Annotated in this window: 11 protein-coding genes; 10 read left to right on the plus strand and 1 reads right to left on the minus strand. The window is 63.4% G+C overall.

The genetic code is table 11. The annotated features are described in order from the left end of the window. The first annotated feature begins 8 nt into the window (after nt 1-8). The 9 genes from ACZLHH_RS08515 to ACZLHH_RS08555 all read left to right on the plus strand — a co-directional run bounded on the left by ACZLHH_RS08515 (nt 9) and on the right by ACZLHH_RS08555 (nt 13,592). Complete coding sequence (locus ACZLHH_RS08515; protein WP_049442279.1) at nt 9-809, plus strand: phage tail tube protein; 801 nt, start codon at nt 9-11, stop codon at nt 807-809. 71 nt (nt 810-880) lie between these two features. Continuing rightward, a complete protein-coding gene (locus ACZLHH_RS08520; RefSeq protein ID WP_459056900.1) occupies nt 881-1,531 on the plus strand; it encodes a hypothetical protein in 651 nt (216 codons plus the stop codon). After that, complete coding sequence (locus ACZLHH_RS08525) at nt 1,524-5,273, plus strand: Laminin subunit alpha-2 (protein ID WP_459056901.1); 3,750 nt, start codon at nt 1,524-1,526, stop codon at nt 5,271-5,273. The genes ACZLHH_RS08520 and ACZLHH_RS08525 overlap by 8 nt, the downstream gene beginning before the upstream one ends. After that, the gene (locus ACZLHH_RS08530; protein WP_107380159.1) at nt 5,273-5,689 is read left to right on the plus strand and encodes a hypothetical protein; all 417 of its coding nucleotides are present in this window, start codon (nt 5,273-5,275) and stop codon (nt 5,687-5,689) included. Before ACZLHH_RS08525 ends, ACZLHH_RS08530 begins: the two co-directional genes overlap by 1 nt. A 3-nt stretch (nt 5,690-5,692) precedes the next feature. Further along, nucleotides 5,693-9,295 carry a hypothetical protein gene (locus ACZLHH_RS08535; protein WP_197610031.1) on the plus strand — a complete coding sequence of 1,201 codons (3,603 nt, stop codon included), beginning with the start codon at nt 5,693-5,695 and terminating at the stop codon, nt 9,293-9,295. 1 nt (nt 9,296) lies between these two features. Continuing rightward, nucleotides 9,297-10,292 carry a hypothetical protein gene (locus tag ACZLHH_RS08540; RefSeq protein ID WP_180844964.1) on the plus strand — a complete coding sequence of 332 codons (996 nt, stop codon included), beginning with the start codon at nt 9,297-9,299 and terminating at the stop codon, nt 10,290-10,292. A 1,112-nt stretch (nt 10,293-11,404) separates the two neighbouring features. Beyond that, nucleotides 11,405-12,430, plus strand: a complete 1,026-nt coding sequence (locus ACZLHH_RS08545; protein WP_459056903.1) for a hypothetical protein — start codon at nt 11,405-11,407, stop codon at nt 12,428-12,430. Continuing rightward, nucleotides 12,420-12,653, plus strand: coding sequence for a hypothetical protein (locus ACZLHH_RS08550; RefSeq protein ID WP_004152742.1), 234 nt, complete (start codon nt 12,420-12,422; stop codon nt 12,651-12,653). Before ACZLHH_RS08545 ends, ACZLHH_RS08550 begins: the two co-directional genes overlap by 11 nt. 147 nt (nt 12,654-12,800) lie before the next feature. Next, nucleotides 12,801-13,592, plus strand: a complete 792-nt coding sequence (locus ACZLHH_RS08555) for a DNA adenine methylase (RefSeq protein ID WP_197610032.1) — start codon at nt 12,801-12,803, stop codon at nt 13,590-13,592. Nucleotides 13,593-13,595: 3 nt separating this feature from the next. On the opposite strand, the gene ACZLHH_RS08560 is transcribed toward ACZLHH_RS08555, so the two are convergent. After that, nucleotides 13,596-14,261, minus strand: a complete 666-nt coding sequence (locus ACZLHH_RS08560) for an SOS response-associated peptidase (protein ID WP_197610033.1) — start codon at nt 14,259-14,261, stop codon at nt 13,596-13,598. A gap of 74 nt (nt 14,262-14,335) precedes the next feature. Between ACZLHH_RS08560 and ACZLHH_RS08565 the strand changes: the two genes are divergently transcribed. Then, complete coding sequence (locus ACZLHH_RS08565; protein ID WP_197610034.1) at nt 14,336-14,995, plus strand: hypothetical protein; 660 nt, start codon at nt 14,336-14,338, stop codon at nt 14,993-14,995. Nucleotides 14,996-15,124 lie beyond the last annotated feature (129 nt).

Below are 15,124 nucleotides of genomic sequence, written 5' to 3' on the forward strand. Positions count from 1 at the left end.
ACACCACCATGGCACAGCCCAAAGTCCGCAAATTCGCAGGCGACCTGCGCTTCTGGGAGCACGGCGCGAACGGCGCGCGGATTCCCGTCATCCCAGAACCAGCCGACAAGTTCGGTAACCAGCCGCTGGAACAGTCCTCGCTGACGTTCGGCTACGAGGCTGGCGACAAGGTGGAGATCAAGAGCAAGCGCCGAGATGCACGCTATCAGCAGATCATCCACGTTGATTCCAATCCCGGTGTGACCAACGTGTCCATCACGGCCTTGGAAGTGCCGCCGGCCATCCTTGCTCGCATGATGTACGGCACTCTGGTCGTTACCAATGTGTCCGCTGGTACGGCCACAGACGTCTCTGTTGATGTGAAAAGCGCGGATGTGCCGGTCAAGCTGCCGCACAACTTCCTGTTGGCTGACACCGCTCCGGTCTTTAAGAAGGGCGCGACCGAACTGGTGAAGGGAACGGATTACGACCTCGATCCGAAGTACGGCCTGCTGATTCCGAAGGCTGGAGGTGCGCTGCAGGCTGGCGACAAGGTTCTGGGAACGTATCAGTACGACGCCTATCTGGAGACCGCCATCAGTGGCGGCACCACGCCGAGCAAGTCCTTCCTGATCTTGGGTGATGTACAGGACCGCATCAGCGGCGATGAAGGCCTGCTCACCATCCCCAATGTCGATCTTACTGTGGACGGCGACGTTGACTGGTTCAGCGACGAGCCGGTCCAGGTGGCGCTCACCGGACCGATGATCTTCCAGGCTGGCGAGAGCGACTTGTACACGTTCAAGCTCGCAGAGCAGTCGGCGGGCTAGGCGGTCTGGTGACCTCGGTAAGGGGAGGGCGCCCGAGCGGCGCTCTCCCGGTATGAATCAGGAAGGGCTTCGTGGCCTCCAATCGCAATAACAACCTGCTCAAGTACTACGTCAGCGGCCGGCGGGCACAAGGCTTCCATGGCCTGACCGACCTGGCCGGCGCGGTGCTGAATCGGTACGACCTGTCGGTGCAGCGGGCGTTCGTTGGTCTGCAGCGCCGGGCTGGGCCGGCTACTGCGCAGGAGGTCCGCGCCTCTTACAACATCCGCGCCTCTGCGCTGCGCGGGAAGTATCGCGTGGAAACGGGCGAGCGTGGCTACAGCACCGGCAAGCGTGGCAGGGACGACTTCCTTTCGATCTGGGCCAGCACGCGGCAGATCTCGCTGATCGAGTTCGGTGGTCGCTGGGCCGGTCGCAAATCCCGAGGTGCCACGGCCGGCATTGGCGTGGGCGAGTCGAAGACCTATGACGGTGCCTTCATTGCGACGATCAAGGGCCGCAGGGCCATCCGGGTGCGCAGCTGGGATCGGGCGCAGCAAAAGCGCCACGGCCGTGGCCCCGTTCGCATTCTCCGAGGGCCCAGCCCGTTCGAGATGCTCTCGGGTGCTGATGGCAACAGCCGCGCCCTTGAGGCGCGTCGCCGGCTGATCGAACGCTTCCACACCACCTACCTGACTGAACTGCGCCGCCAATGGCGCGTCAACGGAAGCTCCAATGGCTGATCGGCTGGAAGAAGCAATTCGGGTCGTCATCGAAACGCAGGGCCGCGAGGGCGTGGATGAACTGCGTGCGGCGTTTGGCGATCTGGGGGATGTCTCGGTCGAGACCGCTGGCAAGGCGACGAAGTTGCTCGACTCGCTCACTGGGCTGAACGAGGCGGCGGCGAAAGCGGATGCCTTCGACGGCATGCTGGCCGATCTCGCGGAGCTGGAAAAGCAGTTTGATGACAATCAGAAGGCCGCGCTGGCGCTCAGCCTCGGCATCGCGGAGATGGAGAAGCCCTCCCGCGAGGTGCTGGCTGCCCAGCGCGATCTACGTAAGGAAGGCGAGCGCCTGAAAAAGGCGCTCAACGAGCAATGGGACGCCGTAGGCAAAGCCGACGACGAGCTCTCTTCGCTCGGCGTCAACACCGCGAACCTGGCCGATCACCAGCAGCGCCTGCGTATCGAGGCGGCCCGCAGCGCGGCAGCGCTCACTGAGCAGGCCCGGGCTGCTGCAGCAGAGGCCGAGGCGGGGCGGCGGCGCAAGCAGCAGATTGAGGAGGGCGAGGCTGCCTTCCGCAAGCAGGCTAACACCAGCAAGGCGGCCGCGAAGTCGTTGGCTGAGTACAGGGAGCGCGCCGCTGATGCCGCCGCCGGCAGCGGCGACCTGGCAAACGCCACGGAGAGCACGGTCAGCTGGTTCGGCAAGCTCAAGGCGGTCGCCGCTGGTGCGATCGCGTTCGTCGGCCTGAACCGAGTGGTTGATGGCATCAAGGCCATCGTGAAGGAGGGCAGCGACGCTGAGCAGGAACTGGCTCAGCTGGAAGCGGCCTTGCACGCCACGGGGCGCACCAGTGAGTTCACCGCGCAGAGCCTGGCCGCCATGCGCCAGCAGCTGCAGAGTGGGCTGTTTGACGATGGGCAGATCAGCGCCGCCCAGGTACGTTTGCTGTCCTACACCAACATCGTGGGCGAGCAGTTCCCGGCAGCGATGCAGATCACCATCGACCAGGCCCAGCGGCTGGGCATGTCGCTGGAGCAGTCTGCCGAGGTCGTAGGCAAGGCTCTGCAGACGCCGTCGAAGGCAATGGAGAGCCTGAGTAAGCAAGGCTTCACGCTGGATGACAGCCAGAAGTCGCTGATCAAGAGTCTGGAAGCGACCGGCCAGGTGGCTAAGGCTCAGGCGATTATTCTCGACCTGCTGGCCGAGTCGTATGGTGGTGCGGCTGCAGCGGCCAAGGTGGGCACCATCGCCGGCCTGTGGAAGACGGCCACCGATCGCTTCAAGGATTGGAAGCAGGAGGTCGCAGATCAGGGGGTGCTGACCTACTTCAAGGAACAGCTCACCACCCTGCTGACCACGCTGGATCGATTGGCCGCCGATGGCAGCCTGTCGCGCTGGGCCAAGCAGACCGCCCAGGCAATCATCACCATGGCCGAGGCGGTGAAGGGCACGACGCAGTGGGTTGTGGACCACGCTCGCGTGATCGGCCTGATGGCTGCCGCATACGCGCAGTTCAAGATCGTGGGGGCCCTGATCCAGCTGAACGCATGGCGCGCCGCGCTGATCGCAACCACGAACGCGCAGATTGCCAACAATGCAGCGGTCGCAAGCGGCAGCCGGGGAATTGGTCGGTTCGGTGCGTTGCTGCGCGGTTTGCCGAAGGCAGTCCCCATTACTGTCGCCGTCCTGGGGCTCGAGGCGGCGATGGGCGGTCTGGATGTCCTCAAGACCGTGGCGCAGGATATTTGGAAGCAGCACGACCCGGCGCTGAAGCGTGCCGGTGAAGCGCAGCGCGCTTACATCAGCCAGGTCCGCGATTCGGCGCTGCAACTGCGTGAACAGGCAGTGTCCTTCGTCGCATACCGTGATGTGGTTATCAAGTCAGCCGAGGAAGTCGCCAAGCTGGGCGAGGCGGAGCGGCAGGCTTACGAGAAGCGCCTGTCCGGTCTGGAGCAGTACCTCACGGCGCAGGAAGGCTTCCTGCTGATGCAGCAGAAGGCCGGCGTCGCGACGGCTGAGCAGCTGCAGCAGCTGGGTCAGGTCACACAGAAGTTGCTGGAGGTGTCGACGGGCTTTGCGGCGCTCCGGAGTGGCGTCCAGACTGCTGCGGACGCGCTCACGAACGGCATCGGCCCGGCAGCACAGCTTGTGGTGCAGCAGTTGGCGGGGATCGACGGGAACGCCAAGCTCGCGAAGGAATCGATCGGCAAGGTGTTCGAAGGGCTCAACTTTGCAGACACGGCGAGCCTGGAGGCGGTCGGAGCGGCGTTGGGCTACATCGCCTCCCAAGGCGCTGCCGCAGAGCGCAATGTGCGCGATGGGTTGCTGGAGACGCTGAAGAAGCTCTCCGGGGAGGAGCTGCTCCGCTTCCAGGCATCGGCCCAGTCGGCGTTTGAGGCAATGCCGCAGGGCGCCACCAATGCGGCCGCCGTGCTGCAGACCACGCTTGTTACTGCAATGGAGCGGCTTGGTGTTTCCGCATCGCGCATGGGCGTCAGCTTCAGCGCTGGTGGTAAGGATGCGATCGCCGCTTTCGGTGCGGTGGCTGAGAGCGCGATCGCCACCGGCGTCCAAATCGAGACGGCCTTCAAGGCAGCGCTTGGCAAGGTCGCGACGCTGGACGAAGCACGCACACTGGGCGCGCTGCTGGAATCGGCAGGGCGGCAGGGTAAGGTCGGCTTCGATGCGGCCGCACGGTCGGCCGCCGCGCTGAACGCTCGCATTCGCGAGATTCAGGTTGCCATTGACCCGCTGGCTGACGAGTTTGCCCGGCTTGGCATCCAGTCCCAGGCGTCGCTCAATGCAACGCGCGACGCCGCCAAGAGCGCCTTCGAAGCGATCCGTGACGGCGCGGCGCGCGGCAAGGCCTCTGTGGAAGACGTTCGTCGCGCCTTCCGTGCATATGCCGACGCAACCCGTGCTGCAGCTGCAGACAGTGACCAGTGGCGCCGGGACAACGTCGACAGCCAGCTCGCGGTTCAGGAATCGATCTACGACACCGAGCGCAGCATGCAGCGGCTGGGCGACGTGAGCGACGTGGCAATGCGGCAGCTGCAGGACGGCGCCAGCCGCAGCCGCGAGCGGCTGGAGGAGGTGCGCGAGAGCGCGGGAGGTGCGGCGGACCAGGTTGACCGGGTAGGGAGTAGCTCCGAACGAATGGGCAAGCAGATGGGGCAGGCCGGGGCCGCTGCGCAAGGAATGGCGTTCAGCATTGGCGAGGTCTCCGAATCGGCATTGCAGGCAATGCGCAAGCTCAGCGGGCCCAACCCGCTTGTCCAATTTGCCAACGCGCTGAACCGGGTTACTGACCAGCGTAAGCAGCTGGCTGAGTACAAGGCAGAGCTCCAGGCGACCGCCGAAGCTGAGGACGAACTCTCCAAAGCAGCGAAGGAACGGCTGGCAGGGCAGTTCGACTACGTGGGCAAGGGTGAAATCGCAGAGGTGGCGCAACTGGAGGCCCAGGTCATGCGGCAGCGGCAGCAGCGAGATCAGGAAGCCGCCGCCGCGCTCGCCGAGCGTCGCAAGCAGGCTGAAGCTGAGGCAGAGGCTCAGGCGAGGGCGGACGCCGCCCGTATTGGCAGCAACGGCAGCAATGAACAGGTCATCGTCATTGACTGGAAGCTGCCTTCGAAGGAGGTGGTGGCCGGTGCCACCGCAGCCGAGGTGCAGCAAGCGCAGCGCCTCGCGGGCCTCGTCGCTCCCTTGGTCCTGCGCCAGGTTCAGCAAAGCAGGGCCGTTTCTGTGCGGGGGCGTGGCTGATGACCCGCATTGTTCTTGCCGGAATCGAACTGCCGGCCGACCTTCAATGGACCGACGAGTTCACAGCCTGGAAGGTTGGGCAGCAGGCGCGCACAAGCCTGACGGGTGCCTTGATCGTCCAAGAGTCTGCGCGACAGGCCGGGCGGCCAATCACGCTTCAGACAACCCGGGACGGTACTGCCTACGTCGGTGTCGTCAGCCTCCCCGTGCTGCGGGCGCTGCAGGCCAGTGAGAGCGAGGCCCGCCTGGCGCCGCTGGATCTGATCATGCCTGCCCACAACAGCGGCGAGCGGTCGTTCCAGGTGCGGTGGCGCCGTACTGATGGGCCGGCCATCGAAGTCGATCCCACCCGCTTTGCTGTCCCCGCGCTTGATGCGGACCTCTTCTCCATCACCCTTCGCCTTATGACGGTCTGACCAATGACGATCCTCGCAACCGATATCAAGATGCGCCAGTCGCAGCGCCTCACCGACAACCCTGATGGCGGCGGCCGTATGGTCCAGGCCGAGATTGTCGATGGCGCTATGAACAACCTGTTCCCCGACATCGGTGATGAAGAGCGGACCACGGGACGCTCCACGCTCCGCAAGATGTTCGTGCATGTGGACACCCCTGGCCCGGATGTTCTGAAGGATGCGATCGCGGTGCTGATCGACCCGCCATCCGACCCGCGTGTGACCGTGACCATGTTCGCCACCGGCTCCTACAGCGATGTGCGCCTGGACGCCAAGAACCGGGTGGAGAGCTACATCACCCGCGGCACAGAATCGCGATTCATCCTGCTGGGCGACCACTTCATCGGGCAGATGACCATCCAGGTCTATACCACCAAGGATGCGCCGAGCCCGGACATCAACGACAACCTGAGCCTGCTGACACTGGCTGCCTCGGGGCGCGATCCCGGCGAGCAGTACGTGCGGGTGAAGAACGTGCTTTCTCGGACCACGCGCACGTTCACCGACGACCAAGGCGCTTTCGAGCGCGATGTGCTGGTGATCGAGCTGGTCAACGCGCTACTGCTCAACTTCTACGGGCAGGAGGTCATCCGCTACTCGGCTACGAAGCCGGGTACCCGTGTGTATGAGACCAACGTTGTCGATGCCACCAGCTACCACAGCGTGAAGCGGCTCACGGCTGCCGGGAAACCCGGTGACCTGTCCGTGCAGATCGACTCGCCCTATGTGCCGATCGTGCCAACGTCCACCGCTGAGACCGCCGTGAGCGACGTTCTTGCTGGCATGGGGACGCTGAGCCACGTCCCCTCGGGGCCAGCCAACAGCCTGGCCCTCAGCTTCACCAGCTCATTCGTGGCTGGTGTTTCCGTCACTCGCTTCCTGGGCACGGGCATGGCTGTCGGCAGCGTGAAGGTGCTGGTAGGCAGCATCGAGCTTTCGGATGACGGCACCGGCGGCCTGGCGTCTGCAGCGGTCACGCCCTGGTCGGGTATCGTGGATTATCAGACCGGCGCTGTGTCGCTGGTTCATTCCACCGGTGTGGGCGGCACCAGCGTCAGCATCACCGCGACACCGGCCGGCACCATCCCCATGCAAGGCTTCACCGATGAGATCGCGGTGACGCAGAACAACCAGGGTATGGTCTGGCTGGCCCAGTTGGAGCCGCTGCCGGCGCCGGGCACTGTCGTGGTGGACTACCGCGCGCTCGGGCGCTGGTATCGCCTGACCGACAACGGTCGTGGCCAGCTCGTTGGCAAGCCAGGACAGGGCAGCGGCACCATCAACTACATGACCGGCTCTCTGGTGCTGACCACCGGTGCACTGCCCGACCTGGACAGCAGCATCATCAGCGCCTGGGGTACATCGATCATTGCCGAGGCCCGTGCCGGCGACACCAACATCAAGCCACCTGCATTGCGGTTCATGCTGGGCCATGCCGGTGCCGCGCCCGGCACCGTGCGCCTGACGGTGCGGGTGGGTGGCGCGGATGTGAACGTAGTGGACAATGGCCTCGGTGGCCTGCTCATCGCTGGTCAGCTTCGCGGCTCAATCGTCTATGCAACGGGAGAGTGCCTGTTGCAGCTGGAGACGCTGCCCGACGCCAGTAGCCAGGTGGCAGTCAATTACGAGTGGGGTGAGCCGCTTCATGCCGCGCCACAGCCGGTGCCGGATGGAAACGGCCTGGTGTCTTTCACGCTGCCGCGGGGGCCGGTCAAGCCGGGCTCGGTGATGTTGGACTGGGTCATTACAGTGATGCGCGATGCCTACGATCTGTCCTCCGCGCCGCAGCCCATGCGCGTCATTGCCAAGGACGACGGCAACGGCAACCTAGTGGCTGTCTCGGTGGGCGACACTGCCGCCACCACCGCGCTGGGGGCCATCAATTACAGCACCGGCGCGGTGAGCCTGCAGGCTGGAAAGTTCATGGTTCGTCAGGTGTCGTACCCGCAGTACGAACTGCGCTCGGGGCGGTTGAAGGTGGTGGGCTATGGCCGCGTGGACGTGCTGGCACAGTTCTCCGCAGGCACGCTCGTTTCGGTTGGCTGGACGCTGGCCGGTGCTGGCACGGAATCGGCCGAGGAGTCGTTGCCACTGCCGCCGGTGTCCCTGCAGCTGACACCGACCATCAGCGACAGCATCGTGCCAGGCAGCGTCAGGTTCAGCTTCCGTGGACGGACCTACGTGGACCGCAGTGGCGGGCTGTATCACACCGTCGACTCACTGACCGGGGCGGGTGTGTACGCCGGCACCATCGACTACACCGCTGGCGTGGTGAACTTGACCCAATGGCTGGCCGGCGGCGCCAACGGCGTGCAGATCCAGTCTCTGCTGACGCGCATCGGTGACCCTGGCGTTGCCAACAGCTTCTTCCGTGCGCCCGGGTCGCCGCTGCGACCGGGCATGTTCACGCTGCGAGCCAGCCGCCTCGACGGCGAGATGCTCACTGCGTCGGCTGACATCAATGGCGTGATCACCGGTGCGCAAATCCGGGGCACCGTGGACTGGGAGAGTGGCGTAGCAAAGGTGCAGTTCGGCCAGTTGGTGCCGGTGGCTGGCAATGAGGGCCAGCCCTGGTTCGATCCAGACCTGGTGGAGGGCGACCGGATCTGGCGCCCGGCGCTCGTACTGGCCGGCTCGATCTACATGGGGGCAGTCGTCTATCGCTCGATCCCACTGTCGGAGGTCGTCATCGGTCTGTCGTCGGTGCGGCTCCCGAGCGACGGGCGCGCCCCGGCCTTCAAGCCCGGGCAGACGGTGCTGGTTCACCACACCGCCAAGCATGTGGTGGCTTCGCCCCAGGCAAACCAGACCGTTTCGTTCGGTCGTGGGCGGGTGGCGGCCATCGAGGTTCGCGACTCGCTGGGCGCACCGGTGGATGCGGCATGGTTTATGGCTGATCTGGACGTGGGCACGCTGAAGTTCAGTGATCCGCTGAACCTGGCTGCCTACACGCTGCCCATCACGATCAGCGAGCGCGTTGAGGATCGTCGGCTGGTGGTGCAGCCGCAGATCACGGGCGAGATTGAGATCAACACCGGCCTGACCCATGACTATCCAGTGGGCGAGGCGATGATCAGTACCGCCCTGCGTCTGGGCGAGGCCAATGGCTCGCTGGATCTGCAGGCGCGGGTGGTTAACCTGTTTGATCAGGCCGCCTGGTCAAACGTATGGGCCGATGCGCCCTCCGGCAGCGTGGCCCCTGGCACCTACAACGACACCGACTATCCGCTGGTGGTGACCAATGCGGACGCAATCACTGAGCGTTGGGCTGTGCGGTTCACATCCGCGACGCAGTTCGAGCTGATCGGTGAGACGGTCGGTGTGATCGCTTCGGGTAGTACCACGTCCGATCTTGCGCCGGTGAACCCGCGAACCAATCAGCCGTACTTCCTGATGCGCAAAGAAGGGTGGGGGGGCGGCTGGTCTACCAATAATGCCGTGCGCTTCAATACCGTAGGCGGATTGGCCCCAGTCTGGCTGATTCGAACCACGCTGCCCGGCATCCCGCAAGGGGAAACGGACTCGACCCGACTGCAGGTCGTCGGCAACGTGCCTGGGGAGAAGTAACATGGCGAACATCTACATGAGTACCGATTCGGGATCGCCTCAGCTTTCTGGTCAAGCTGGAAGCCTGGTCGCCTTGCTCGATGCTGTCCTCGTCGACGGCTATGGCACCGGAGTCGATCGCAAAGAAGGGGCTGGTTGGACCAGAGAATTCACTTCTACCAACAAGCGGGGATACCGTAATAACCCGGTTAGTGGAACAGGATTCTATCTTCAGATCGACGACTCAGCATCTGCTGGCACTCCTGGCTACTGCTTCGCTAGGGGGTTTGGTTCGATGACGGCATTTGATGTTGGTTTGAATCCCGCTCCAGTTTTGGCGGTGGGGCAGAGTGGGCTTGTTTTGGCAAAATCGTCTCAGCTAAACGGTGGTGCGCGCAGGTGGTTGATCATAGCTGATGACAGGATTGTCTATATTTTTATCAATCCGTGGCCGTCTGGAAACTACTATCATCCCTATTTCTTTGGGGATTTTATTTCCTATAAGCCGGGGGATGTGAATAACTGGTGCATTGGCACGCATCAGCTCCCATCATTCTCGGAAAGCACTGAATTTGATCAGCGCATTTTTACGACTTCGAACTCATATGGAAACGTGGATGCAAGTCGTCCCTCACTGTATTTGCCATCCACCGTAGAAAGTCCGAGTCGGGCGGTTACGGCCTACTTGGTGGGTGGCTTTCGTGATGGATCAAACCAAGCTTGGGGCGGGGCGGGAAATTTATCTTCGGTGTATCCTGATCCGGTCAGTCAAGGGCTATTGTTCAGTAATGTCCAGATTTTTGAATCTGGTATCAGACCGCGAGGCCAGCTTCCTGGTATCATTGCGCCCCTGCATAATCGTCCTCTTCCTGAATTGGTTAGGCAGCCGGCTGGGCATGGCTTGGGTGACGCTGTTTCGCTGCTGGCAGTCAATTTCACTGGTCGAATTTCGACCTCGGCAAGCGCAACGCAAGAGGGGCAGGTAATCTTCCTCGAAGGGGGTGACTGGTGGCAGTGAATGGTCAGTCGCTCAATCGCGCCAAGGTATCAATTGCAAGCAGGTGGGCAGGGCGCGGCTATTTGGCGGGAAAGGCGCCGATTACTAATGATCCAGGGGCGCCTGATGGTCGATTGCGTATTCTAAATCAGCCGTCAGTTGGCAGGATTATGGTTCTCGATCGTCGCTCTTTCGATGTCGTGGCTTTGACTCGATCTCGGCCAGACGGAACTTGGCGCGTTGAACGGCTCAGCTTGGATATGACGTTCTTGGTGGTCGGTCTAGATGATCGAGGTGGCGTCAATGCGGCTGTCCAGGACTGGGTCACGCCAGCGACCATGGAGTAAGCCGTGACCAAAACGGATGGTAGTTTTGTGGGCCTCAGCCTTGGCATTCTTGAGGGGCTGGGCGGGCAGTGGGTCGGTCTCAACCTTGGTGTTACGGACGGTGGCGGTGAGCAGCCCGAGCCCGTTGTCCGTGGGATTGTCTCGTCGACTTCAATCTGTTGGGAACCTGCACGACGACTTGGGCGTTTGGTGAGTATTGGCTGGGGGGAAGCGGGGCGGCTTACATCGGGCGTTGGCGTGTCTTGGCGCGAGGCCGTGCCGTTGCAGCAGTCAAAGGTGCTGGCGTGGGATATCGCTCCGCGCCAGCATGCTCATAGCCAGATGCGTTGGCGCGGATCTATGGTGGCGGCAGCTGCCACGTGCGCTGAAGGCTGGGGAGCTTTAGGACTGACTAAGCGGCAGTTGTACTTTGCATGGCGACAGGCAACCAGCGCGGCCTCAGTGGGTGCAAGTACTGCCTGGAGGACCCTTGCTCGCGCTGCCGCGGCCAGTCGCTTCGCGTGGCATCGAAGCTCGCCGGCTGCAATCGCTGCGATTTCTCCCATCTGGCGGCATCCCGCGCTTGGTTACCGTTCGAGTCGCTTGCCTTGGGGGCCTGCCAGGGGAATTCCTTGGGGAGTGCGCCCGAAGCATGGTCTAGATCCTGAGCCGGAGAATCCTTTCCCGCGAGGAGACCATGTCGGTCTGAACCTCGGCTGCCCCGTAGTGGGCGTTTTGGGCCTTGTACCCCTGAATCTCGGCGTCTCCGCTTGCTACGTGGTGCGCCCTCAACGCAGGACCTATGTCGTGATCAACACCGTATCTCTTGTCCGCCTCCCTGATCGCGTCCCCATCGAGGTGACCCGGATCTCGCTTGGTGCCAGTCGCGGCACGTGGGGGTGGACGTTCGATATCGAGCTGGCAGATCCGCAGCAACTCGCGCTGCTGAAGCCCACCGCCGCAGGGCCCAGGCAGTTCGAGGTCAATCTCAATGGCTACGTCTGGACGGGGATCATCGAGAGCTTTCAGAAGCAAAGGGAATTCAACGGCGGCGGCGTTCGCTTGAGCGGCCGTTCCCGTACCGCTCTCCTGGCAGCGCCGTACGCGCCGGCTCGGGTCAAGGCCACCACGGAAGATCGCAGCATGGCGCAGCTGGTGGCTGAGGAGCTGGCCGATACCGGCTTCGCCAGCACATACGACACCGTCGACTGGAGCGTGCCGGCAGGCGCTTGGTTCTACGACGCCAGCACGCCGCTGGACGCCATCAGCGCGCTCGCCGAAGCGAGTGGGGGTGTGGTCCAGTCGGACCCCGCCGCGCCCTCCATGCGCGTGCGGGCTGCCTATCCGGTCAGTCCGTGGGATTGGCGCACCACGCAGCCGGACCACGTACTGCAGGAGGACATTGTGCTGACTGAAAGCCTGCAGATGCGCAGCGCGCCGTTGTACGACGCGGTGGTGGTGACGGGGGAGCTGGCAGGGAAGGGAGTCACGTGCAAGGTGCGCAAGTCGGGAGAGGAGGGGCGCCTTTACGCCCAGCAGGTCAGCAGCCCCTTGATCACCGTGCCGGCAGCCGGCGCGGAGCGGGGGAGGAACATCCTGTGCGATCGCGGAGAGCAGGCTGCCGTCGACCTGACGGTGCCATTGTTCGCGAAGCCACTAAAGGCTGGGGAGGTTGGGCTGCTGCTGCCGCTGGACCTGGTGGAGGTGGTCGGTGCTGATGGCACGTGGCACGGCCAGTGCGAGTCGCTGCGGATCGAGGTGTCTGCCGACGACCGGGCGGTGGTGATTGAGCAGACGGCAACCCTGGAGAGGCACTACACCGATGCGGACTGACCTGTGGGATCAATTCGGAGACCTGGTAGGTGGCAGCCCGAGGCTGATCGCTACCGTCACCGCGCACAACTCTGATGGCACCAGCAGTTTGACCACCTACGACGGGGTGCAGATGCGCGCCTTTGGGCAGCTGCAGCTGACGGTTCCGTACAACGTCTGGGTGCGTGGCGGCAGGTTGGTTGAGGCTGCTCCGAACCTGCCGCTCTATGAATTGACCGTCTGACGAAACAGGGCGCTGCCCAGATGCCGGCAAGCATCCAGGCAGCGCCGCAACACAGGTGATCTCAGCACCTGGCATTGGCCGTGGCCCTGCCGCCCTCGCGAGAGCGGCGGGATTGTCGGCTCCTCCTATCGCAAATACTGAGAACCCATGCCCAAGCCCATCATTTCCTGGCCGGGCGGCAAGCGCCGCCTGCTGAAGCACCTCTATCCGCACTTCCCAACCCACGACTGCTACGTCGAGGTATTTGCCGGCGGCGCCGCGTCGCTGCTGATGCGGCCATACCCGGCCCAGATGGAAGTGCTCAACGACATCAACGGCGAGCTGGTGTCCCTGTACCGCTGCGTGCGCCATCACCTGGACGAGTTCGTGCGCATGTTCCGCTGGTCCCTGGTATCGCGGCAAATGTTCGAGTGGGCGCAGATGGAGCGGCCTGAGACCTTGACCGACATCCAGCGTGCTGCGCGCTTCTACTACCTCCAGAAACTCGCCTTTGGGGGAAGGGTGCAGGGCCAATCGTTCGGTGTGGTCACTGCCGGAGGCCCGCGACTGAACCTCCTGCGCATCGAGGAGGAGCTGAGCGCGGTGCATCTTCGGTTGTCGAATACGGTGATCGAGTGCCTCCCATGGCAGGAGTGCGTGCGGCGCTACGATCGACCGGGGACGCTGTTCTACCTCGACCCGCCATACTGGGAGACGGAGGGTTATGGCGTCGAGTTCCCATTCGCTGAGTACGAGGCGATGGCCGATCTGATGCGCAACTCGGTCGGGCGCTTCGTGGTCTCGATCAATGACCACCCGCAGATCCGGGAGGTGTTCGCTGGGTTCGACCTGGTGCCGCTGCAGCTTGACTACACCATCGGCGGCGGGCAGGGCAGAGGGCGGAAGTTCGGGGAGTTGATCATCAAAAGCTGGGACGACAGCCAGGCCACCCTGTTGTAGGCATCACGCAATCTGCTGGAGCAGGTCTTCGCGATTGTTTCGTGGCGTGTTGACTGCGCGGCTGACCCTGTACGCCTCCATGGATGGAGGCGAGCTTGCCAGCAGCATCGCCATGGCGTCGTCGGGGCTGGCCGCCATCCAGTCATCGATCTGGTCAACCTGGAGCCAGACTGGCATGCGGTCGTGGATGTCGGCCGAGACGCCGCTGCTGTCGCCGGTGATGATGGTGAAGGTGCCCAGGTTTCCGTCGGGCAGCAGCGGGCTGGTGTCCTCCCACAGGCCGGCGGCGAGCAGCGGCCCGGTGGCGTGGATGAACCACGGGTCTTTCTTCCCGTCCTCGGGGCTGATCGACCACTCGTAGTAGCCGGCCATCGGTATCACGCAGCGGCGCTTCTTGAACGCGGTTCGGAAGGCGGGCTTGGTGGCCACCGTCTCGATCCGGGCGTTGATGGTCGATCCCTGCAGGCCCTTGGCCTTGGCCCAGAAAGGCAGCAGGCCCCAGGCCAGGCGCGTGACCTGCCGGCCTTCGCCCCGGTCCAGGATCACCGACGCTCGCTGCGTCGGCGCCAGGTTGTAGCTGGGGTGGATCTCGGCCAGGCCGGGGGCAAGGTCAGCCAGCCCCGTCTGGCCGAAGTCGACAACGGGGAGCTGGACGAATCGGCCGCACATGGCCGGAGGGTAGCTCTGCCGCCCGTGCCCGGCGCGTGTAGGGGTATGCGCACCCAGCGTCGCACGGTTGCCTGATGGTGACCGACGAGCAAGATGGCGATTGCTGCAGCGATCCCCGCGAACTTGACATAGCAGGGGATTGCCATGTCACGCTGCGCCTGCGTGCCTTGTCGGCACATCTTTCGGAGACATGGATGGCAAAGCGAATAGAGGTGGAGTCTCTGGGGCTGGAGCATTTGGTGGCCGCCTTAGAGACGGAAGACGTTCTCGGAGCGGTTCTGAGGGCACAGCTCCAAGTTGAGCAACAACTTGAACTATTCCTCGTGGCGAATGTTGCCGACGGCATGTGGGATGTCGCAAGCTCTCTCCCTCAGAATTTCTCACAGAAAGTCGCGATGGCGGCCGCGCTAGGTTTTCCGAAAGAGCTGTGCTTCGCAGCCACAGCGATCAACCAAATTAGGAACAAGTTCGCTCACAAGGCCGGCTGGGCCCTGAAGCAGGCTGACATCGACAATTTGGTCGAGAAGTACGATGCGGCGCGAGCCGCCGTTGATCCTGCTTCCTACGACGTGCGCCAATCGTACATCCAGCTCCATGGACTGGGCGGCGAGAAAATTAGCTTTGGTACGAAAGGCCCGGAGTGGGACTTCAAGATGGTTTCTGGCTGGACCGTATCGCTGATCTTGAAGTACATGGTGATGAAAAACTCCGAGAACGGTTTCGGCACACCGTAATCCGGGTAACGATTTGCAGTGTCGTGTCGGCGGCGTGCTTGAGCGTCCAATGCGGCGGGCCCTAAGCAGCGCGCCGGCCGGATCTCGTGTGCGGTGGATACGTAGCACTGCCCCGTTCCACGAGCACAA

The organism is Stenotrophomonas sp. 28608_Sma (assembly GCF_056486185.1).